Source organism: Nakamurella sp. UYEF19, from assembly GCF_040546275.1.
GTDB lineage: Bacteria > Actinomycetota > Actinomycetes > Mycobacteriales > Nakamurellaceae > Nakamurella.
Map to the genome: position 1 here is coordinate 23,907 of NZ_JBEPNO010000001.1, position 19,678 is coordinate 43,584.

19 protein-coding genes are annotated in these 19,678 nt (G+C 65.9%); 7 read left to right on the forward strand and 12 right to left on the reverse strand.

Features of this window, described 5'->3' with window-relative positions; translation table 11 throughout:
- Nucleotides 1-25: 25 nt before the first annotated feature.
- From ABIB25_RS00120 to ABIB25_RS00165, 10 genes are all read right to left on the reverse strand, one after another.
- A complete protein-coding gene (locus ABIB25_RS00120) occupies nucleotides 26-403 on the reverse strand; it encodes a hypothetical protein (protein WP_354526373.1) in 378 nt (125 codons plus the stop codon).
- A gap of 322 nt (nucleotides 404-725) precedes the next feature.
- Nucleotides 726-2,441: a hypothetical protein gene (locus ABIB25_RS00125; RefSeq protein ID WP_354526374.1), complete on the reverse strand. Its 1,716-nt coding sequence runs from the start codon at nucleotides 2,439-2,441 to the stop codon at nucleotides 726-728.
- Nucleotides 2,442-2,506: 65 nt separating this feature from the next.
- Complete coding sequence (locus ABIB25_RS00130) at nucleotides 2,507-2,830, reverse strand: hypothetical protein (protein WP_354526375.1); 324 nt, start codon at nucleotides 2,828-2,830, stop codon at nucleotides 2,507-2,509.
- A 315-nt stretch (nucleotides 2,831-3,145) separates the two neighbouring features.
- A complete protein-coding gene (locus ABIB25_RS00135; RefSeq protein ID WP_354526376.1) occupies nucleotides 3,146-3,403 on the reverse strand; it encodes a hypothetical protein in 258 nt (85 codons plus the stop codon).
- 389 nt (nucleotides 3,404-3,792) lie between these two features.
- Nucleotides 3,793-4,803 (reverse strand): hypothetical protein, encoded by a 1,011-nt coding sequence (locus ABIB25_RS00140; RefSeq protein WP_354526377.1) that lies wholly within the window; start codon nucleotides 4,801-4,803, stop codon nucleotides 3,793-3,795.
- 286 nt (nucleotides 4,804-5,089) lie between these two features.
- Nucleotides 5,090-5,524 (reverse strand): MarR family winged helix-turn-helix transcriptional regulator, encoded by a 435-nt coding sequence (locus ABIB25_RS00145; RefSeq protein WP_354526378.1) that lies wholly within the window; start codon nucleotides 5,522-5,524, stop codon nucleotides 5,090-5,092.
- A gap of 3 nt (nucleotides 5,525-5,527) precedes the next feature.
- Nucleotides 5,528-6,520: an NADPH:quinone reductase gene (locus tag ABIB25_RS00150; protein ID WP_354526379.1), complete on the reverse strand. Its 993-nt coding sequence runs from the start codon at nucleotides 6,518-6,520 to the stop codon at nucleotides 5,528-5,530.
- A 127-nt stretch (nucleotides 6,521-6,647) separates the two neighbouring features.
- Entirely contained in the window at nucleotides 6,648-7,751 is a 1,104-nt protein-coding gene (locus tag ABIB25_RS00155) for an NAD(P)-dependent alcohol dehydrogenase (RefSeq protein WP_354526380.1), read from the reverse strand.
- 39 nt (nucleotides 7,752-7,790) lie between these two features.
- On the reverse strand, nucleotides 7,791-9,251 hold the full coding sequence (locus tag ABIB25_RS00160) for a benzaldehyde dehydrogenase (RefSeq protein ID WP_354526381.1): 1,461 nt from the start codon (nucleotides 9,249-9,251) through the stop codon (nucleotides 7,791-7,793).
- A 101-nt stretch (nucleotides 9,252-9,352) separates the two neighbouring features.
- Entirely contained in the window at nucleotides 9,353-10,282 is a 930-nt protein-coding gene (locus ABIB25_RS00165) for an IclR family transcriptional regulator (RefSeq protein ID WP_354526382.1), read from the reverse strand.
- Nucleotides 10,283-10,383: 101 nt separating this feature from the next.
- Between ABIB25_RS00165 and ABIB25_RS00170 the strand changes: the two genes are divergently transcribed.
- The 6 genes from ABIB25_RS00170 to ABIB25_RS00195 are packed head-to-tail and all read left to right on the forward strand — an operon-like array spanning nucleotide 10,384 to nucleotide 16,708.
- A complete protein-coding gene (locus tag ABIB25_RS00170; protein ID WP_354526383.1) occupies nucleotides 10,384-11,790 on the forward strand; it encodes an ABC transporter substrate-binding protein in 1,407 nt (468 codons plus the stop codon).
- Complete coding sequence (locus tag ABIB25_RS00175; RefSeq protein WP_354526384.1) at nucleotides 11,787-12,560, forward strand: ABC transporter ATP-binding protein; 774 nt, start codon at nucleotides 11,787-11,789, stop codon at nucleotides 12,558-12,560. Before ABIB25_RS00170 ends, ABIB25_RS00175 begins: the two co-directional genes overlap by 4 nt.
- Nucleotides 12,557-13,318 carry an ABC transporter ATP-binding protein gene (locus ABIB25_RS00180; RefSeq protein ID WP_354526385.1) on the forward strand — a complete coding sequence of 254 codons (762 nt, stop codon included), beginning with the start codon at nucleotides 12,557-12,559 and terminating at the stop codon, nucleotides 13,316-13,318. Before ABIB25_RS00175 ends, ABIB25_RS00180 begins: the two co-directional genes overlap by 4 nt.
- Nucleotides 13,315-14,193, forward strand: a complete 879-nt coding sequence (locus ABIB25_RS00185) for a branched-chain amino acid ABC transporter permease (RefSeq protein ID WP_354526386.1) — start codon at nucleotides 13,315-13,317, stop codon at nucleotides 14,191-14,193. Before ABIB25_RS00180 ends, ABIB25_RS00185 begins: the two co-directional genes overlap by 4 nt.
- Nucleotides 14,190-15,218 (forward strand): branched-chain amino acid ABC transporter permease, encoded by a 1,029-nt coding sequence (locus tag ABIB25_RS00190; protein ID WP_354526387.1) that lies wholly within the window; start codon nucleotides 14,190-14,192, stop codon nucleotides 15,216-15,218. The genes ABIB25_RS00185 and ABIB25_RS00190 overlap by 4 nt, the downstream gene beginning before the upstream one ends.
- A 44-nt stretch (nucleotides 15,219-15,262) precedes the next feature.
- Entirely contained in the window at nucleotides 15,263-16,708 is a 1,446-nt protein-coding gene (locus ABIB25_RS00195) for an aldehyde dehydrogenase family protein (RefSeq protein ID WP_354526388.1), read from the forward strand.
- Between the two features lie 164 nt (nucleotides 16,709-16,872).
- Here the strand turns inward: ABIB25_RS00195 and ABIB25_RS00200 are convergent, their stop codons facing one another.
- The gene (locus tag ABIB25_RS00200) at nucleotides 16,873-17,865 is read right to left on the reverse strand and encodes a sensor domain-containing diguanylate cyclase (RefSeq protein WP_354526389.1); all 993 of its coding nucleotides are present in this window, start codon (nucleotides 17,863-17,865) and stop codon (nucleotides 16,873-16,875) included.
- Nucleotides 17,866-18,420: 555 nt separating this feature from the next.
- Nucleotides 18,421-18,822 (reverse strand): hypothetical protein, encoded by a 402-nt coding sequence (locus ABIB25_RS00205; protein WP_354526390.1) that lies wholly within the window; start codon nucleotides 18,820-18,822, stop codon nucleotides 18,421-18,423.
- Between the two features lie 126 nt (nucleotides 18,823-18,948).
- Here ABIB25_RS00205 and ABIB25_RS00210 point away from each other — a divergent pair, with 126 nt between their 5' ends.
- On the forward strand, nucleotides 18,949-19,593 hold the full coding sequence (locus ABIB25_RS00210) for a TetR/AcrR family transcriptional regulator (protein ID WP_354526391.1): 645 nt from the start codon (nucleotides 18,949-18,951) through the stop codon (nucleotides 19,591-19,593).
- Nucleotides 19,594-19,678: the final 85 nt, after the last annotated feature.

Here is a 19,678-nt window from a genome sequence, read left to right on the forward strand (position 1 = left end):
ATGTTGAATTTTCCAGTAGAACGCGTCATAGCCTGCCGGCGGCGATCTTCCCGAGCGCGATCAGGGCATCTGAAGTGATCTTGGCGTCGAGGCCCGTCTGGATGTTGATCGACAGGATGTCCGGGCCCTTGAGGACGTACATCGCGGCGACAGCGCCGCCGACAATGGAAAGGCAGGCACCGTCTGCCATGGCGATACCATTCACATTCTCCAGGCCAGGCTGTGGTGGGGACTCCGAGCCAGCTGACTGCTTTGCGCTGCAGTACATGCCGAACTGGGTCTTGCTGTCAGTGCTGCCGCCACTGTGGTCGACGACGATGGAGACGGCACCGGCCCCGGTGTAGACGCATGCGGTGGTGGTGCCGTCAGAATTGTCCTTCCCAGGGCCCGGGTCGGCGCCCAACAGCGGGGTCAACTCCTGCCGGGTCAAGATCGAACAAGCGTGTCCATTGCTGCTGGAACCTTGGGAGGTCGTCGCGCCGCTGCTCGATCCGGGCCCCTGGGTGGCAGCGTCGATCGTCGGGGCAGCGGGGGTTGTCGCGGTGGGAGGGAGCGCTGCAGCGCCGGACTGGCACCCACTGAGCGCCAGAACGGCAGCCGCGCCCAGACAAGCTGCGATCTTCGAAAGCGAGGTCATGGTGATCCCATCGATAGGTTGGATGGTGCTCGCGGACATTTCGGGCGGATACCGGACAATAGGGCGACCGAAACTTCAGAACACGGGTTCATTGACAGGACGTTCCGGCGGGGAGGGTCGCGGATTTGTTGACGATGGATTCGTAGGGACCGGTGATTCCGCCACTGGCTTTGATCGGAGGAGCGCCGAAGGTGCTGAGAAAGAAATTCACCAACTTGGCGACGGGTGCGGGTATTTCGTAGCCGATTCCGTAGCCGAGTTGGACATTGATAGCAGCGAGTCGACAGGGCACGGCGGCTTCCGAGGATGCTGCCGTTACACCTATCCGCACGACCAGGGAAAGCCACGCCCCGGCCGAGAATCCAAGGAGCCCGACACCGACTGTCAACTTCGCCTGATATCCGAAGATCAGACCCACCGGTGCGATTCCGACGGCCTGGATCGAATCTAGCAACGACGTTTGGGTGGCGAAATTGTCTACTTTGGTGACGTTTTGGGTCACGCCATGAATTCCGAAGCCGATGGTGCCGCCGAAGGAGTAGTCACCGCTTGCGGTGACGGACCCGGGCGAGGCAAAAGCGGTCGACAGACTGAATGTCTGTTCAACCCGCGCAGTCAGTGGCAGCGCGAAGCCGCCGATGGGCACCGTGAATGCGACCGGCACTTGCACTCGCTGCCGCGCCACGTTGCCCTTTACTCCTGCCGTCGAGGCCGCGGAGAATTGGACTCCGATGCCGGCCGCGCCATGGAGATCGATGGACGCGTCGGTGACCTTGCCGCCGGCGATGTGCAATCTGAAGGACACCGTGGGGGCACTCAGGTGAAGAGTGAGTGTCGCCGAGACGCGCATCCCCGCGTGGTCGTAGGCCAGGCGCACGCCGGCACCTGTGGTGCAACAGAACGGGGTCAGGGTGTACGCCCCGACGTCGTCAGCAGGGGGTGTAGGCACCGGTAGGGGCAACACGCCGGAACCCGGGCTGCCCGGCACCGCAGGAGGGGCAGCGCGGCGACCGATCTCCGGGCGCGGGAGACGCCAGCCTGCCGGCTGGGCGACCGAGTTGAACTCGACGGTCGGTAGCCGGATGTCGCCCGGCTCGGTGGTGGGTGTTTGTGGTGAGGAGCTCACCGACCCGCTGGGTGACTGGATCGACGCGGCCGTCGATGGGCCTGTGTCAGGAGTCAACGGTGCCGCAGTGTCGGGGGAATTAATCGGAACACTCTCCGGTGCCTGGCTTTGAGTGCCGGTGACAGTTGGCGTTGCCGACCCGGCCGGACCGTCGTCGAGACTGGAAATCAGACCCGGCCGGGTCGGTGTCTGATATGCCATCACGGAGTTCAACGAGACAGGGGCCGCTGAGTCGAAATTGCCGTTGCGCACGACGTCGGTGATATCCACCGGGCCAAGGACCACCTGCTTGTTGTTGCCGACGGTGGAGACCGCGAGGATCCGGCCGGCTCCCAGTCCGGTGGCGAGCATGATCTTTCCAGGTACCAGGTCCTGGATATGGCCGGCGCTGCCTTTGATCGTCCAGACCATGCCGTCGGCGCTGACCGATTGAACCGCAGATGCGCCGCCTCCGACCAGTACGACATCGCTTTGGTAGACAATCGAGGCGTCCGATTTCGGGCTTGCGCCGTAGGCCGACTCCGGACCCGAGAGCGCCGCGGCCGATGTTGCTGTCGGGGCGGTCGTGGCCGTGCCTCCGGTCGAACACGCGCACAGCAACACCACGGCCAGCAGACCGGACGTCCATAGAGCGCGGCGACCTGATACACCGGTGCCTGCGTGCGGTGGGGAGGACATGGTGTGAGCTCCTCTTGGGGATTCTCGAGTGGGTGGTCTCGGAAATGGATGTCGGCGAGAAGGGATCAGAGCCGGGCAAGAGCTTGTTTGGCCAAAGTGATCAACTTCTGCTTGTTGGCGTCGGGCTTGTTGGTGAGGTTTGCGAGCGAGGGGAGAATGATGATGAGGGCGCTGGCTCCCTGTTGGATGAAGATCTCGCCAATGGTGGCGTTCCAGAATGCGTCGTCGCCCAACCCGGCCACGTGCTCGCTCAAACTTTCGAGCTGTTGTTTCCGTTGCTCGATGTCGACCGATGACTTGTCGACGGAGACGTACATGACAAAGCTCGCATCGGCGGTAGCCGAGTAGATGCACTCACCGATCGGGCCACCGTCGGCGGTCACCTTCATGGGCACCGCTGCCGCGGCGGAGACCTCGGCCAAGGTCACCAGTGCGCAGACCGACCCGGCGGAGATTGCGCTGGTCAATGTCGTCCTTTCGGGTGCCGGTTGGGCCTTGGTCTGACCGGCCGGGAGGGGAGCCCCGGCTGTGCTGAATGCGGGCAAGTTCCCTGTGGGGCTACCGCATGCCGTGGATAGGCACATCGTGACAACTGCGAGCAGAAGTCCCAAACGAATACGTTTCATGAGATGCTCTCCACTTGGATGCGGAATGGGTTTGGCCGATGTGGCCAGGCGAATGACAGTGAAGTGATCAGTCCCGGCTCACAACATGAGTGCCGGCAAGACCGTGGCCGTCCGAGAACCGGCGCGACGGAGCATTTCCATGACTGTCACGGCGTCCTCCGCGTCGACAACGCTGACGCAGGTCTGTTCACCTGGAATGTAGGTGCTGTGCAGCACGGACACCGGCCAACCGTGCGCCGTCATCACATCGGCTGCTTGCCGGACCGCGTCGACAATGCCGCTGAAGGCCCCAATGTCAGCGCCGATCACCGGCTGACGAATCGTGAAGATGCTCATGAGTTGACCGTAGGCAACGGCGTCTGCGTCGACATCCGTACAACCACCTGGTCACTACTTGGTTTTCGGTGCTCGACCTCGTGTCGTCGACCGCCGCACCACAGGTAGTGCCGGGGACGAAGTACTTCTGCAGGACGACGATGATCATCGGCAGGACGACGACCGATCCGGCGTACAGATTGCTGACCTCTTGTCCGTTGCTGCCAAAAGCCTGACGACCTGCAGGCTCCCTGGGTGCGTCCAAAGTCGATGGCCCCGGGACATTCTCAGGACAGCCCCCCGCACGTGCGGGCAATCTGGAGGCCGATCCGCGAAGGTTCCGATGCTGGTGCAACCGTTCCGATCAAGGCCGAGCCGAAGGCCGGCGGTCTGATCGAGGTCGCCGTCGGTCAGCGGGTCAGCACCGACACGGCCGAGTCAGCCGCGACCATGCACCAACCATCTGCCGGACAGGTCGCCTGAGCCCCGGCGGTCTTGAACTCGTAGTCGGTACTGGCAGGGAGTGCGTCGCCCCGGGCCCAGGACCGGCCCGACCAGACGAGGTAGTCACTGCCGGAGATACCCAGACAAAAGCTCGCCGACGAGCAGGACAACGCTCCGATCAGCTCGCCGTCGGTCACAGACCAGGACGACCCGTCGTACCGCTCCGCCTTCCCCCCGGTGCCTGCCAGGCAGAACATCGCGGACGCGCAGCTGACGTCAAGCGGGGTTGACATCGGCTCGTCATGCCAACCGGAGGCCGAGTGGACGTACACATCCTTTCCCGTTGCGATCCCGCACGTCACCCCGTCGTGCGCGCAGCCGATCGCTGTCGGAAGTCCTGCGAGCGTCAACACGGAGGTCATCCATGACGTGCCGTCCCACGTGCTGACGGCGGTCGCGGCTGACCCGGAAGGCCCGGCCACGCACCATCGCGGGCCGGCGCAGGCGAGCACGGCCACGCCGCCGCCTGGCGACCAAGAGCCTGCCCGCGTGATCTGCCAGTGCTGGCCGTCATAGCGCATCGTGGCGGAGCCGAACGAGGCCAGGCAGAAGGTCGCCGACGTGCACGACACCTGGCCCGCATCGCCGGCCGACGCCGTGACCGGCAACGGAGCCGCCGCACCCCACGCAGTTCCGTCCCACGTCCAGTACTGCGCCTTCTCGCTGATCAACGCACAAAACGTCCGGGACGCGCATGACAGCCAGACACGGGTGCTCGCCGCCAGGCCCGGCACCCCTACGGCTGCCGCGTGCAGCATCACGTGCTGCTGGCCGTTCGAAGAGGATGAGGAGGACCGTTCCTGTTGCGCCGCAGACGTACCGCAACTGCTGAGCAGCGCACCCAGCAGCAGCGCGAGCGCCAGCATCGCGACCTGCGCCCGGCGTCCTCGCTGCCGCTTACCTCGTGTGCCAAGCACGCGACGAGTGTAGCGGCGTAGAGCGGGCCGGCGTCCTTCGAGACCGCACGTCGCCTTCGCCGCGGTCGGCATCCCGATCATCATCGGGGCCCTATCGTGGTCCAGATGAAGGGGTGTGCGATGACACGGTGGTGACTGGCAGCTACAACTTCTCCGCCAACGCTCAACGCAATGCCGAAGACCAGGTGCGGATCACCGACCCGGCACCGGCTAGGCAGGATGGGGATGCGCGTCAGCCGCGGTCACCGGCCATCAGCGGCGCGCCTGTGATTGGTGTGAGACCGGTTCAGGATTCCCGTCGGGTTGCTGCCAGGAGCTGCGTCAGCGTGTGGCTCAGGTCCTCGAGTTGGTTGGGGGTCAGATTTGCGGCCAGCCTTCGGTGCAGTTCCTCGTGGAGTGTTGCTGCGGCCCGTGTGGTCATTTCGCGACCTGCAGGGGTCAGCGCGATCAGTGATGAGCGTGCGTCGTCAGGGTTGGGATCGCGTCGGCAATGACCGGCGGCTTGGACTCTGTCGACAATTTTACTGACCCCGCCCCAGCTGATGTTCAGGCGCTCGGCGATATCCAGCACTCGGCAGGGCCCGTCACTCTGCAGGACCTGCATCGTCTCGAACCGGGCCAAGGTCAGGCCGTTGGTTTCCTTGAGCCGGGCATCGACGGCGTTCCATAGAGTTGTTTCGAGCCGGATGAGGTCGTTGAAGGTACGGGCGAGATCGACCATCGGTCAGGCAATCTCAAGGACAACGCGCCCGCCGGCTCCGGCCTCCACCAGCTCGTGGGCCTCCGCGATCTGCTCGAGCGGCATCCGTTGGGCGATATGCGATTGCAGTGCGCCTTCCACCAGTGCATCGGTGAGCTCCGCGGCGGCGTGGGCCTTCACGGTGGGTGAAAAATCGTCGCTGCCCAGGAGCCGTAGGCAGGTGTCGGCGAAGCCGAGGGTCCAGTAGGGGATAGCGGGCTGGTCGACCGATGTCGCGAACGAGCAGATCGTGGCGCCGACTGCGACGATCTGCGCGTTGATGTCGATGTGGGCAGCGAAGTCGACGTCCGCGATTCGGTGCACTCCGGTCGGCGCGATCGCCCGGATCGCCTGGGTCAGATCCGGCCGCGTCGCGTCCAGCACGTGGTGGGCACCCAAAGTGCGGGCTTGTTCGAATTGGGCGGTACGGACGATTGCCAAGACGGTCGCGTTACCGCGGCGGGCCATCTGGGTGCCGATGGATCCGACGCCTCCGGTGGCCCCCCAAACCAGGACGTGAAGCCCTTCGACGGGACCATCGGCGAACACGGCCCGGTGACCGGTGATGCCGGCGATGCCCAGGCAGGCGGCCTGTTCGGCCAGCCACCGGTCGCTTCGCGTGGCCGACAACGGCAATGGAACCGTCAGCGCGGTCGGCACCACCACATATTCCGCTGCGGTACCGAACGGGCGGTAGGACTGCGCTCCGTAGCACCACACCCTGGTCCCGATTCTGGAGGCCGACACACCCGAGCCGACCTCGTCGATCACTCCGGCGCCATCGCTGTGGGGCACCACCTTCGGGAAGGCCATATCTGTACCCAGCCAGCTCGAGCGCTTCTTGACATCGCCTGGACTCAGCCCGGACACGGTCACCGCGATGCGCACCTCTCCTGGCCCAGGGTGCGGGTCAGGTAGGTCGCCGACCACGAGGACCTCACGCGCCGATCCACGCCTGTCGTACCAAGCTGCCCTCATGGCGACACCGCCTCACGTCGAACTCAAAGTACGTTCTATGGAACATACACTGCTGCGTCAGGTCGATGCCCGCTGCATGGGCTGCAAGACCCCGCAGCGGCCGTGATGGCCGCGGCCCGCACCGGTGCTATTGCGGGAAGCGCAGGATCGGTTTGATGGCACCGCCGGCGTAGGAGGCATCGATGGCGGCGGCTATGTCGACGAAATCGAAGTATTCGACGAGTCGGTCGAACGGGAACCGTCCCTGGTCGAACAGCCGCATGATCGTCCCGATCGAGGAGCCGCTCTGGCCGCCGCCGCCGAGCACGCCGACGATCTTCTTGCCCCACAGGGTGGAGAGATGGTCGAGTTTGAACTCGGCGCCGGCCGGGGCTCCGCCGATCAGGATGCAGGTGCCGAGCATCCCCACGCAATCTGCGGCCTGCCGTACGACGCTGACGACACCCGTGCACTCCAGAGCGAAGTCGGCCGGGCCGCCGCAGAGCCCAACAATCGTGCCGACCACATCGTCCTCTCCCGCACCGATCACATCAGTGGCGCCGAGGTCACGGGCCAGTGCCAGGCGGGACGGATGACGGTCGACGGCGATGATGCGGGTGGCCGGACTCAGTCTGGCGGCCATGATGGCGGACAGGCCCACCGTGCCGGCGCCGAAGACGACCACGCTCGATCCGGGACCCGGACGGGCGGTGTTGAACACCGCGCCGGCGCCGGTGGATACGCCGCAGGCCAAGGGGCCCATCAGTTCCAGCGGGAGATGCTCTGGGACTTTGACCAGGGCCTTGGCTGTCGTGATGCAGTGGGATGCGAACGAGGACTGCCCGAAGAAGTGGCTGGAGATCGGCTGACCGGTAGGTCGGTGCAATGCCGTGGCGCCGCCTGGTCGTCCACCGCCGACCAGCTGCTCACCCAGCCGGAGGCAGTACCTCGGCTGTCCTGAGGTGCAGTGCGCGCAGAGGCCGCAGAACGGCCAGCCGATCACGACGCGATCGCCCGGGTCGACGTCGTCGACGCCGGGCCCGATTGCCACCACGATGCCGGCGCCTTCGTGGCCCAGCACCCCGGGTAGCGGAAACGGGAGGTCTCCATGTCTCGCGAGCCCGTCCGTGTGGCAGATGCCGGTCGCCACCACCTGCACCACGACCTCACCCTGACCGGGATCATCGAGGACCAGGTCCCTGATCTCCCAGGGCCCATCCTGTTCCTCGATGACCGCTGCCATGATCTTCATGCGCTGCAACCTCTCTCGTGTGAGCGCCGGGCTGTCGACTCAGAATGGGTAGCTCGGGGGAGTGCTGCGAAGGGTCACCCATTGGGTTTCGGTGAAGGCCTCGACGTTTGCTGCGGACCCACCGAACCGGGAACCGGTCCCCGAGGAGCCGACACCGCCAAAGGGGCTGTTGGCCTCGTCGTTCACTGTCTGGTCGTTGATGTGGACGATGCCGGTCGGGATCCGATCGGCGAGGGCGAGACCCTTCAGGGGGTCGCGGGTGATGATGCCGAGGGAGAGCCCGTATTCGGAGCTGGTGGCCAACCTGACCGCGTCGTCGAGATCGGAGAACCGGGTGACCGGGGCAACCGGGCCGAAGATCTCCTCGGTGAAGGCCGGAGCGTCGAAGGCCACGTCGGAAAGAACGGTGGCGCGGTAGAACAGATTCTCGTACTCGCCTCCGGCCGACAACACGGCCCCGGTTTCGATGCTCGACCTGACCAACTGATGCACCTTGTCCCGCTGGCCGGCATCGATCAGCGGTCCGAGGGCGACCTGTCCACCGGCCGGATCACCGACCGGGAGCGAGAGTGCCTTGGCAGAGAGGCGTTCGACGAAGTCCTCGTAGATCCGGTCGTGGACGAGATGCCGCCCGGTGGTCATGCAGATCTGGCCCTGGTGGAAGAAGGACCCCCACGCTGCGAGGTTGACGGCCGCGTCGACGTCGGCATCGTCGAGGACGATCATGGCCGAATTGCCGCCCAGTTCCAGGTGCGCCCGCTTGAGGTGCCGTCCGGCCAGCTCACCCACCCGGCGGCCTGCCGCGGTCGAGCCGGTGAACGAGATGACCCGGACAGCAGGGTGTTCGACCAATGCCTCGCCCACGTCCGCTGTGCCCGGCAACATCTGCAGGACCCCTGGTGGAAGTCCGGCCTCCTCGAAGATCCGCGCCAGCACGACCCCGCCGGTCACGGCAGTCCGGGGGTCGGGCTTCAGGATGACGGCGTTGCCCAGCGCGAGAGCGGGTGCCACGGAACGGATTCCGAGAATGATCGGCACGTTGAACGGGGAGATGACACCGACCACGCCGGCCGGTACGCGGCGAGCCATCGACAGGCGTGGCTGTTCGCTCGGAATGAGTTCCCCGTACGCCCGGCCAGGCAGAGCGGCGGCCTCGTAGCACTCCTGCTCCGCGACGTGGACCGCGAAGCCGGCCATGCCGGCGACGGCGCCCACCTCGCGAATGTTCCACCAACTGATCTCGTCCGAGAACTTCGACCACAGATCGCCCGCACGCCGCATGACGCCGGCCCGCTCGGTGTGTGGAAGGGCGGCCCAACTGCGTTGGGCGAACACCGCCGCTCCAGCCGCACGCGTGACATCAGCGGCATCGGCTCGCCCGACCCGTCCGAGGGTCGCGCCGGTCGCCGGCTCGATGACATCGAAGACGCCGGCGGATCCGGAAACCCAATTGCCGTCGATCAGGACGTTCCCGGTCCAGGTGTTCTCGTCGAGTAGCAACTCGGGCCTCTTTCCTTCGTTGGCGGAGAGACCGCGAAGTTACGTCCCGTCTCCGGGCTGCGCAACATGCCGTTTCACCTATCGAAACTTGACTCTGACGATCAGAACGATCGACCTTGGGAAGAATGGAACCCAAGGCGGGCCGAGATGGCAGACGTGGTTCGTAGCAACGGTTGTTCGAGCCGGTCGACGAGGGAATCCAGCGTGACGTGCACGATGCTCAGGTGCACGGCGACGTTGACCGCCGCGATCACCTCGCCCGACCGCGAACGCACCGGTGCCGCCACCGAGCGGAGGCCGGGAGCGAGTTCCTCGTCGTTCCAGGCGATCCCGGTTTGCCGGACTCTGTTCAGGGCAGCCGTCAGCTGTTCGCGTGCGGTGATTGTCCGAGGCCCACGCCTGGCCAGATCGGTGCGGTCCAGCAGGGTCCGCAGCACGGCAGGGTCCCGCCCGGCGAGCAGCACTTTGCCCATCGCCGTGCAGTAGGCGGGCAAGCGGGAGCCCACGTGGAGGTTCAGATCCATTCCTGGATAGTGTCCGCGCCGGCTGCGTCGGCGGTCGACGTAGACGATGTCGGTGCCGTCCAGCACGGCCATGCTGACGGTGTACCCGGTGTCGTCGGCGAGCACCTGGAGATGCCGGCCGGCGATCCGGGTGATCTCCATCGAGTTGATCGCGGCGGCGCCCAGATCGATGACCCTGGCCCCCAGGGAGTACTTCTTCGTCTCCGGATCCTGCTGCAGGAAATGAAGTTTGGTCAGAGTACTGACGTAGCGGTAGGTGGTGCTCTTGTTCAGTTCGACGGCTCGCGCGAGCTCGGCGATACCCAGCACCGGTCGGGACTCCGTGAAGGTCGTCAGGATCAGCAGACCGCGTTCGAGCGACTGCGAACCCGCAGCCGCGGCAGGGGAGCTCGCCCGCCGCTCCTGCTCGACTTCTGCAGAGCCATCGACTCCTGGGGAGAAAACGTTTTCATCGGGAATCCCGGGGTCAGAGGACGATCCGCGTCCCAAACCTGGCTTCGTCACCATGTTCCTATTCTAGCCACACCGTTTCATTTATCGGAACGCCTCGTTGACTTCGCTTCCACCCGCTCTTACGTTCTCGCCACTCACTCAACGCGGAGGTGGTCATGGAGCAGAATGTCCCGACCGACGGGCCCCGGCTCAACCGGCGACGGTTCCTTCAGGCAGGTGGTCTAGGTCTGTCGACGCTGGCGCTGTCGGGTCCCTTGCTGGCCGCCTGCTCGGGCAGTGCACTGGGCGACAGCACCGGCGGGGCCGGCAGCAGCGCGCCGAGCGCCGGCAGCTCGGCGGGGCAGGCGTCCCAGGGATCCGGAGCAGTGACTTCGGCCCGTTCGCTCAAGGTCGGTTTCGTCAGTCCGATCACCGGTCCTGCCGCCGGGTTCGGCGAACCCGACTCCTACGTGCTCTCGCTGGCGCGCAGGGCATTTGCCGACGGATTGACGGTGGGCGGGAAGAAGTATGCCGTCCAGGTGATCGACAAGGACGGCCAGTCGAATCCGCAGCGTGGATCCCAGGTCGCCAACGACCTCATCACCAGCGAGGGCGTAGATCTCATGTTGACCACCTCGACACCGGAGACGGTCAACCCGGTCTCCGACGCCTGCGAGGCGGCCGGTGTCCCCTGCATCTCGACAGTGGTGCCGTGGGAGGCCTGGTACTACGGACGAGGCGCCAAACCCGACCAGAAGGCCGCCTACAAGTTCACCTACCACTTCTGCTTCGGTGTGCAGCAGTTCTATCTCGCCTACTCACACCTCTGGCCCCAGGTGTCGACCAACAAGAAGGTCGCGGTGATGTGGCCCAACGATTCCGACGGCAACGCGATTCGTGCTGCATTGGGACCCCTGCTGGCCAAGGACGGCTACACCATCGTCGATCCAGGGGCCTACACCGACGGAACGAACGACTACTCCGCGCAGATTGCGAAATTTAAAGCCGAGAAGTGCGAAATCATGAGTACCTTTCCGATCCCCTCCGATTTCGCGACTTTCTGGCAGCAGGCCGCCCAGCAGGGTTTCCGGCCCAAGATCGCCCAAGCGGCCAAGACCGGCCTCTTCCCGTCGCAGGTGGAGGCCCTCGGTGGCCTTGGCGTCGATCTGGCCGGCGCCGCTTACTGGACGCCGACCTACCCGTATGCGAGCTCGCTGACCAAGGTCGGATCCAAGGAACTGGCCGACGGCTACGAGTCGGCGTCGGGCAAGCAATGGACCCAGCAGCTCGGCGCCACCCTGGCGCTGTTCGACGCCGGCGCTGCCGCCTTGCAGAAGGCGTCCGACCCCACGGACAGGAATGCAGTGGCCGCCGCCATCGGCACGCTCGACGTCCAGACCCCGGTCGGGCGGCTGCAGTGGGGGAACGGTCCGGTGGCGAATGTGGTGGCGACGCCGATCATCGGAGGGCAGTGGGTCAAAGCTGCTTCCGGCAGCAAACATCCGCTGGAGTTCGTGCTGTGCGAGAACTCGGCCGACCCGAAGGTCCCGGTGGCGGCGAAGTTGCAGCCGTTCGGCGCATGACATTTTCCGCCGCGGACGGCGGCTCGGCGCCTGCTACGGGCCTGGATACGGCCGTGTTGGCCGGTGACGGCCTGACGAAGACGTACGGAAAACTGACCGTATTGGACCAGGTGTCGTTCCGGGTGGGGAAGGCCGAGGCGGTCGGTATCGTCGGGCCGAACGGAGCGGGAAAGACGACGTTGCTCGGCGTATTGAGCGGCTCGGTTCCGGCGACGTCCGGCGTCGTTCTCCTGAAGGGGCGCAACATCTCCTCGCTGCGGCCTGAGTTGCGGTGCCGCAACGGGATCGGCCGTGCTTTCCAGGTTCCGCGGCCGTTCTCCGGGATGACGGTTCTGGAGAACATCCTGGTCGGTGCGTCCTATGGTGCCGGGTTGGGTCGAGCGGCCAGCGATCGCCGCAGCATCGAGGTGCTCGAGTTGTGCGGCCTGGTGGATCTGGCGAATCGACGTGCCGAGACGCTCGGCCTGCTGCACCGCAAACGACTCGAACTGGCCAGAGCACTGGCCACGGACCCACAGGTTCTGCTGCTCGACGAGATAGGCGGGGGGTTGACCGACAGCGAAGCGGCAGAGTTGGTGGTGACCGTTCTCCAGTTGCGTGAGCTCGGTCTGGCCATCGTCTGGATCGAGCACATCGTGCACGTGCTCCTGCAGGTGATCGATCGCCTCGTCTGCATGGACGCGGGTCGGGTGATCGCGGATGGCGATCCACACGAGGTACTGCGCGACGCAGCCGTCATCGATGCCTATCTCGGAAGGGCGGCAGAATGAACATCCTCGAGATCGACTCGCTACGGGCCGGACACGGACTCCTCGTGGCCGTCCAGGATCTGTCGTTGACCGTGGCGGAGGGCGAGACCGTGGCTCTCGTCGGGGCCAACGGTGCCGGTAAATCGACTCTGCTCCGGACGATTGCCGGTGCCCACCGGTCGACGGCGGGATCGGTGCGACTCGACGGCGAGGACATCACGGCGCTGGCCTCCCATCAAAGGGTGCAGCGCGGTCTGGCTCTGGTACCGGAGGGGCGCAGGTTGTTCGGAGATCTCACGGTGTGGGAGAACCTCGTGGTCGCGGGTCGTCGGGCCCGCACCGGGCCCTGGACGGTCGACCGGGTGATGGAGGCGTTCCCGATGTTGACTGCGCTCCGAGATGTCCGCGCTTCCAATCTGTCCGGCGGCCAGCAGCAGGCCACCGCCATCGGACGGGCCCTGATGACCAACCCCCGGCTGCTCTTCGTCGACGAGGTATCCCTCGGCCTCGCGCCGGTGGCGGTGGATGCGGTGTACGAGTCGATGGCCGCCCTCATCGCCGGTGGTTCGACGGTGGTGCTCGTCGAGCAGGATCTCAGTCGAGCGCTTCGGGTCGCCGACCGGGTGATCTGCATGTTGAACGGGCGCATCGTGCTCGACGCTGGTATCGCTCAGGTCAGCAGGGCGGAGGTCACGGAAGCCTATTTCGGTGTGCCGGCTCCGCGCCGCCTTCCCGATGGCGCCGCACCCGTTTCCACCAAGAGCGCGGTGCGACGATGACCTGGGTCAACGCGCTGGTGCAGGGTCTACTGCTCGGCGGTCTGTACGCCTTGTTCGCCTGCGGGTTGTCGTTGATGTTCGGCGTCATGCGCATCATCAATCTGGCGCACGGCGACATCGCGATCATGGGCGCATTTCTCACCTTCCAGATCGCTACCAGGCTGGACGTTTCGCCCTTCCTCGCGCTGGTCCCCACGCTGCTGGTGATGGGTGCACTCGGCTACGCGCTGCAGCGGACGATCCTGGCCCGGAGTCTCCGGTCGGGTACGTTGATCCCCTTGCTGACGACGTTCGGACTGTCCATCGTCATCCAGAACGGTCTCTTGCAGGGGTTTTCCGCCGATGTGCACTCACTCGGCCCGCAGGCGGGCTCCATCGCCACGGCAAGCCTGACGATCAGCTCGCAACTGTCCGTGCCGTATTTCGGACTGGTCACCATGGTGGTCGCCGTCTGCCTGCTCGGGGGGTTGCAGACCGTCCTGCAGCGCACCGCCTTCGGTCGCGAGATGCGCGCCACCGCAGCTGATCCGGATACCGCCGGCCTGGTCGGGATACCGGCGGCATCGGTGTATGGAAAAGCGACGGCGATCGCCGTCGCCACCGCTGCGCTGGCGGGAACCTTCCTGGCCATCCGATCGACGTTCGATCCCTCCAGCGGACCGACCCAGCTGATCTTCGCCTTCGAGGCGGTCGTCATCGGCGGGCTGGGATCCCTGTGGGGCACGCTGGGCGGTGGCATCGTGCTGGGCATCGCCCAGACCGTCGGGGCCAACATCGATCCCCAGTTCTCCATTCTGGCCGGGCATCTGGTCTTCCTGATCATCCTGGCCAGCCCGCGTGGCCGCTACCTGGCGACGAGGAGTGCCACCGCATGACATCGATTTCGGTCGGTTGGGTCATCCGGCGCTCGACGCGGGCATCGCGGATAGCCTGCGGCGGCGCTCTCGTCCTGGTGCTGGCGTTGTTCGCGGTGCCGTTGGTGATGACTGCGAATGTGGTGCAGCAGCTCACCAGCCTGTTCATCTTCCTCATCCTGGCGGTGATGTGGAACGCTCTCGCCGGGTACGGCGGACTGGTCTCGGTCGGTCAACAGGCCTATATCGGATTCGGTGCCTATGGCACGATCTTCCTGACCCAACAGGGGATCCCGGCCTATCTGGCAGTAGCGCTCTCGACGCTGGCCGCCGGGGTCCTCGCCGCCCTGCTCTCCCTGCTGGTCCTCCGGCTTCGCGGCAGCCAGTTCGCGATCGGGACCTGGGTGGTGGCCGAGGTCCTGGGGCTTCTCGTGATCCTGGACCAGAGCCTCGGAGGCGGTACCGGCGTCTCCATCCGGAACCTCAACACCTACGCACCGAACCTACGCCGGGCGTACACCTACTGGATGACCCTCGGGGTCACCGTGATTCTGCTGGCGCTTGTCTTCCTGCTCCTACGTCGTCGGACCGGGGCTGCGCTGCAGGCGATTCGTGACGACGAGGACGCGGCGGCCTCCATCGGAGTACGGGTGCGGCCGCTGAAGTTCACGCTCTACGTCCTGGCCGGGCTCGGCTGCGGGGCGGCCGGAGCTCTGACCCTGACCAACAGCCTCTTCGTCCAGCCCCAATCGATCTTCGGCGTCCAGTACAGCGCCTACATGATCTTCATGGTGCTGGTCGGAGGACTCGGGACGTTCGAGGGGCCGATTATCGGGGCCGTCGTCTTCTTCGTCATCCAGAACCAGTTCGCCGACCAGGGCGCCTGGTATCTGATCGGTCTGGGGCTGGTGGCCGCCGGCTTCGCACTCTTTCTGCCCCGGGGGCTCTGGAGTCTCGCGAGTGATCGACTCAACGTTCAATTCCTGCCTGTCGGGTATCGTCTGGTCTCTCCGGAGCTGCCGTCGAGACGAAGGACCAAGAAGTAGTGACGCCCAGACGTCGAGCCTTGCCGCAGTTCCAACCCCGACAGGTGTCGCAGTACATCGACGGTCGGTGGTGCAGCTCCGAGGAGGGCCGGGAGTACGACGACTGCAATCCATGGACGGGTGACACCTTCGCCCGGGTGGTCGCCGGGCATGCCGAGGACACGAGGCGGGCCATCACTGCGGCCCACCGGGCGTTCCCGTCCTGGGCAGAGGAGCTGCCGGGCAACCGCCAGCTGATCTTCCTCCGCGCCGCCGACATCCTGGAGGGTCGCCGTGACGAACTCACCCGGGACCTTGCGGCCGAAACGGGCTGCGGTCAGCACTTCGCCACGGTGCAGATCAACTTCGCCGTCTCGCTGCTGCGCCAGGCCGCAGCGCTGCCCTATCTTCCCGTCGGCCAGCTCATGCCCTCCGATGTCCGCGGCACCACGGCCATGGCAGTGCGGCGGCCGGTCGGGGTGGTGGGTGCCATCGCCCCGTGGAATGCGTCGCTGATTCTCTCCGGCCGCGCCATCGTGGGGCCACTCGCGCTCGGAAACACCCTGGTGCTCAAGCCGTCCGAGGATTCTCCGCACACCGGTGGCGCCATCTGGGCCGAGGTGTTCACCGAAGCCGGTCTGCCGGCCGGGGTGCTCAACGTCGTCACCCATGCACCCGGAGAGGCCGGCATCGTCGGCGGTGAACTGATGGCCCACCCGCTGGTCCGCCGCATCAACTTCACCGGATCCACCGCTACCGGCCGCCGGCTCGCGGAGCTGGCAGGTCGGCATCTGAAACGCATGGTGCTCCAACTCAGCGGTCAGAACCCGCTGATCGTGCTGGCCGACGCCGACCTCGACTACGCAGTAGACGCGGCGGCCTACGGCGCCTTCGTGCACCAGGGTCAGATCTGCATGTGCGTCCGTCGCATCTACGTCGAGCGTGAGATCGCGGAGGAGTTCACCCGTCGCTTCGTCGAGAAGGTCGGCGGGCTACCGACCGGCGATCCGCTGGATTCCGGCACCGTCATCGGTCCGGTGATCAACAAGTGGGCGCTGGCACTGATCGAGCGACGGGTCGACGAGGCAGTGGCTCTCGGCGCCCGCGTCCTGGTCGGCGGGAAGGCTTCACCGCCCTGCTATCCCGCCACCGTGCTCACCGATGTCCCCCCCGAGGCCGAGATCTCGGTGGACGAAACCTTCGGTCCGGTCGTTATTCTCGAGATTGTCGACGACGCAGCCACCGCTGTGCGGCTGGCCAACGCCTCGCAGTTCGGCCTGACCGCCTCGGTGCTGACCAGTGACACCCACCGGGGGCTGTCCATCGCCCGCCGGCTGGAAGCCGGCATCGTGCACGTCAACGACCAGTCCGTGAACGACGAGCCGCAGATGCCCTTCGGCGGGGTGAAGGACAGCGGTTGGGGCCGTTTCGGCGTGGGATTCTCCGCGGAGGAGTTCACCGAGTTGCAATGGGTGACCTCCCGCGCGGAGTCCCGCGATTTCGCCTTCTGAATCCGGATTCGCCTCTCGTTGAAACCCGCGACACCGGGTTCGTGACCCCGGCATTGCTCGGGACGTCGCAGAACTCACCGCCCTGGGTCCTCGCTGACGACACTCTCGTCATCGTGAGCTCTTCCAGCGACTTGCTTTCACGCGTTGGCACTCCCGGAGCAGTGTCAGAGCGAGTCCTGGGGGGTGTGACCCGTGGCATCTGCGGTGGGCGCAGCCGCGCGGCGGAGGCGTTTTTGCTCGTACATCGCGGCGTCGGCGTTCTGCCAGGCGCCCGGGAAACCGGAGATGATGGTGTAGGGGGCGTGCCCGATGGACCCGGGCGTGCCTACCCGGGTCAACTGCGCGCTGAGCCGGTCGACCAGGTGCTGGGCCTGCCGGGAGTTGGCGTTCGCGGCCAGGATCCCGAATTCGTCCCCACCGAGGCGGGCCACGATATCGGAGTCCCGGGTGGTCTCCACGATGGCGCGGGCAGCTTGCCGGATGTGGGCGTCGCCGGAGTGGTGTCCGTCCCGGTCGTTGACCAGTTTGAGGCTGTCCAGGTCCATGATGATCACGGAGCCGGTGTGCCCGAACCGTCGGTAGCGGGCCTCCTCGGCGGCCAGCAGTCGGTCCCAGCCGCGGCGGTTGAACAAACCAGTCAGTGCGTCGGTCTCGGCGGAGGTGGCCGACCGTTCGGCGGCCTGCTGCGCTTGGGTGCGCATCAGGTCGGCCTGCAGGATCGTCGAGAGCAGTTGCGCGAGGATCTGCAGGAGTGGACCGTGCTGGGCGAGTTCGGCTGGTTGGGCCTGCGGGTCCAGCCCGCAGAGGGTTCCGAAGATCTCTCCGTCGGCCTGGTGGAGCGGCAAGCCGACGTAGGCCCTGATCGGCAGGCTCTGACGAACCCCGGCAGTGGCGTAAGAGGCTACTTGCTGGACGTCGGGGGCGATTTGTGGTCCGTCGCCGGTCAGCATGTGCTGACACATCGAGTCTGACCACCGGTGACTGTCGCCGGCCTGTTTACCGTAGGAGGAGTCCTCGACCGCTAGATACAGTTGGTCGCCTTCGGTGTGGCGGGTGACCGACCAGAACCCCATCGGTATCGCCGTGTGCAGGTACGCCAGGACACTCGCGCAGGCCTGGTCGAAGGTCGCACTTGCGCCCAACTGCGGTAGCTGCATGTCTCACCTTCGGCTTCCGGGAATCCAGCCTCTGATGATCCTCCACTGACCACCGGGTGTGCGGAGTTCATGCTCACCGAGACTCGAGTTCCGACGAATCTTGCTCCGCGAAACCCTAGTATCCGACGCTGGGCCCTTCCCTGCCGGACCCGCCGGCCGGGCCGTTGCGGTCATCGCCGAAGCTCGGGGGGGGGGCCTGCAGAGGCTTGACCTGGATTCTAGCTGAGGGCCGTTTCGGCAGATCCAGAAGTGTCCTCGAACGAGCCTGACGCAGTGCCCATCCCTGCTCCTTCGGTATCGGGCGGCAGATCCTCACCAAAAGGGGTCCTTCGCGCGAGTGCCGCATCTAGTCGGCGAGCGACTCATCGCGAACTGCCGACCATGCCTGTTCGCAGCGCACCGGTAGGCAGGATGGCTGCCCCCGGGGGTCCCGATCGAATGATCCAACATCCTTCCGTCTGACGCAGAGTGACCGAGCCGACGGATGCGGCCTTGACCTGGCACCAGGTGGCCCCATGGCCTCGGCGCAGACACCTGCCGCGGTCGCGCCACTTCTCATGCGATGGGTTTGTCGGCGACATCGATCCATCGGGCCGCCGCCGTGTAGAACTCGGGGATCGTGGCGTTGAACGCGATGGCAGCATGGGGTGCGTGGTGTCGGACGAGGTTGACGATGCGTTCGAACGGTACGAGTTCGTCGTCGGCCTTGCGGAGGCCGATGCCGATGATCACGCATCTCCAGGGCTGCCCGCGGAGGGCGGTGGTGATCAGCTCTTCGGGGTTGTCGCGGCCGTCGAGGCCGAAGAGGCAGGACTGCGTGCCGATGCCGTGTTCGACGAGCTCGTCCATGCCGGTCTGGATGGATTGGGCGACCGGTGCGGGATCGGACCGGCCTGACATGGGGTGGGGGTCGAGTCCGATGACCAGAACCTGCAGCTCCAGCTGGTGTGCATTCATCACTGTCCGATCCGTGAGATAACAGACGCAACCCCTCTTTTCCGGGTGGATCGGTCCCGCCTCCAGTCGATCGTTCCCAGGGCAGTTGGGGACCGGTCTCACCGGAACTGGCGTAAGCTCACGACCGTGAGTACAACGGATGCCGAGCCCAGGCAACGCAACCCGCGAGGCGCGGGCCGCGCACTGCGGGGCGAGATCGTTGCGGCGGCAAGGGGAATGCTGATCGAAGACGGCTCCGAGAGCGCGGTGACCCTGCGGGGTGTCGCCCGTCGCGTGGGTATCGCGCCGCAGTCGATCTATCCGCACTTCGCGGGTCCCGACGAGATCGTGCAGGCCGTGACCGTCGAGACTTCCGCTGAACTGGGGCGGTTCATCTCCGACGCGAAGGTGGGAATCGAACCCCCTCGGGATCGGCTACTGGCCGGGTGCCGCGCCTACATCCGGTTCGGGGTGGACCACCCGAACCTGTACGGTCTGCTGTTCCGCCGGAACCGGCCGCTGGGTGGCGAGGAAGCCGGCCCTCACGGGGTCGGCGAGCCGGACGACAGGAACCCGGACTCCGGGCCCTTCCCCTATCTGATGGACGGCGTCCGGCAGTGCATCGCCGATGGTTCCTCCGGCGCGACCTCAGTGCTGTCAACGGCTGTTCAGCTGTGGGCGGCGATGCATGGCCTGGTCTTGTTGCAGGGCAACGACTACCAGTTTCCGTGGCCCGATACCGACCAGACCGAGACCGAACTGGTCAGCTCGATCGCCAAGCTTCGCGACTGACCGGCTGGATCGAGGACTGCTGCGCGGGAGCATCGACTTGCCCAGGCATGTGATCGGTCCGCAGCCGACGGAGCGACTCGTGCAA

Coding starts and splice junctions, on each gene's coding strand:
- ABIB25_RS00200 (WP_354526389.1), bottom strand. CDS start 17,865: ATGCAGCTACCGCAGTTGGGCGCAAGTGCGACCTTCGACCAGGCCTGC.
- ABIB25_RS00165 (WP_354526382.1), bottom strand. CDS start 10,282: ATGGTGACGAAGCCAGGTTTGGGACGCGGATCGTCCTCTGACCCCGGG.
- ABIB25_RS00185 (WP_354526386.1), top strand. CDS start 13,315: ATGACCTGGGTCAACGCGCTGGTGCAGGGTCTACTGCTCGGCGGTCTG.
- ABIB25_RS00180 (WP_354526385.1), top strand. CDS start 12,557: ATGAACATCCTCGAGATCGACTCGCTACGGGCCGGACACGGACTCCTC.
- ABIB25_RS00145 (WP_354526378.1), bottom strand. CDS start 5,524: ATGGTCGATCTCGCCCGTACCTTCAACGACCTCATCCGGCTCGAAACA.
- ABIB25_RS00175 (WP_354526384.1), top strand. CDS start 11,787: ATGACATTTTCCGCCGCGGACGGCGGCTCGGCGCCTGCTACGGGCCTG.
- ABIB25_RS00135 (WP_354526376.1), bottom strand. CDS start 3,403: ATGAGCATCTTCACGATTCGTCAGCCGGTGATCGGCGCTGACATTGGG.
- ABIB25_RS00125 (WP_354526374.1), bottom strand. CDS start 2,441: ATGTCCTCCCCACCGCACGCAGGCACCGGTGTATCAGGTCGCCGCGCT.
- ABIB25_RS00205 (WP_354526390.1), bottom strand. CDS start 18,822: ATGAATGCACACCAGCTGGAGCTGCAGGTTCTGGTCATCGGACTCGAC.
- ABIB25_RS00130 (WP_354526375.1), bottom strand. CDS start 2,830: ATGAAGGTGACCGCCGACGGTGGCCCGATCGGTGAGTGCATCTACTCG.
- ABIB25_RS00170 (WP_354526383.1), top strand. CDS start 10,384: ATGGAGCAGAATGTCCCGACCGACGGGCCCCGGCTCAACCGGCGACGG.
- ABIB25_RS00150 (WP_354526379.1), bottom strand. CDS start 6,520: ATGAGGGCAGCTTGGTACGACAGGCGTGGATCGGCGCGTGAGGTCCTC.
- ABIB25_RS00190 (WP_354526387.1), top strand. CDS start 14,190: ATGACATCGATTTCGGTCGGTTGGGTCATCCGGCGCTCGACGCGGGCA.
- ABIB25_RS00155 (WP_354526380.1), bottom strand. CDS start 7,751: ATGAAGATCATGGCAGCGGTCATCGAGGAACAGGATGGGCCCTGGGAG.